This is a genomic window from Sphingobium sp. C100, from assembly GCF_000508185.1.
In the GTDB taxonomy this organism is placed as follows: domain Bacteria; phylum Pseudomonadota; class Alphaproteobacteria; order Sphingomonadales; family Sphingomonadaceae; genus Sphingobium.
Genome location: NZ_AYOY01000117.1, coordinates 1 through 871, shown reverse-complemented (window position 1 = coordinate 871; position 871 = coordinate 1). Strand labels below are relative to the sequence as shown.

Genomic DNA, 871 nt, shown 5'->3' with positions numbered 1-871 from the left:
ATAGGGGCTGACGCCTGCCCGGTGCTGGAAGGTTAAGAGGAGCGCTTAGCGTAAGCGAAGGTGCGAATTGAAGCCACTGTTTAGCAAAAACACAGGGCTCTGCTAAGTCGGCTTCAAGACGACGTATAGGGCCTGACGCCTGCCCGGTGCCTGAAGGTTAAGAGGAGGAGTGCAAGCTCTGAATTGAAGCCCAGGTAAACGGCGGCCGTAACTATAACGGTCCTAAGGTAGCGAAATTCCTTGTCGGGTAAGTTCCGACCCGCACGAAAGGCGCAACGATCTGGGCACTGTCTCAACGAGAGACTCGGTGAAATTATAGTACCTGTGAAGATGCAGGTTACCCGCGACAGGACGGAAAGACCCCGTGGAGCTTTACTGCAGCCTGATATTGAATGTTGGTACAGCTTGTACAGGATAGGTAGGAGCCTTGGAAACCGGAGCGCTAGCTTCGGTGGAGGCATCGGTGGGATACTACCCTGGCTGTATTGACCTTCTAACCCGCTGCCCTTATCGGGCAGGGAGACAGTGGCAGGTGGGCAGTTTGACTGGGGCGGTCGCCTCCTAAAATGTAACGGAGGCGCCCAAAGGTTCCCTCAGAATGGTTGGAAATCATTCGCAGAGTGTAAAGGCACAAGGGAGCTTGACTGCGAGACCTACAAGTCGCGCAGGGACGAAAGTCGGGCTTAGTGATCCGGTGGTTCCGCATGGAAGGGCCATCGCTCAACGGATAAAAGCTACCCCGGGGATAACAGGCTTATCTCCCCCAAGAGTCCACATCGACGGGGAGGTTTGGCACCTCGATGTCGGCTCATCGCATCCTGGGGCTGTAGTCGGTCCCAAGGGTTGGGATGTTCGCCCATTAAAGCGGTAC

Annotated in this window: 1 rRNA gene; it reads left to right on the top strand. The window is 55.6% G+C overall.

Features of this window, described 5'->3' with window-relative positions:
- Positions 1–871 (top strand): 23S ribosomal RNA (locus tag C100_RS33140); the annotation flags it as partial.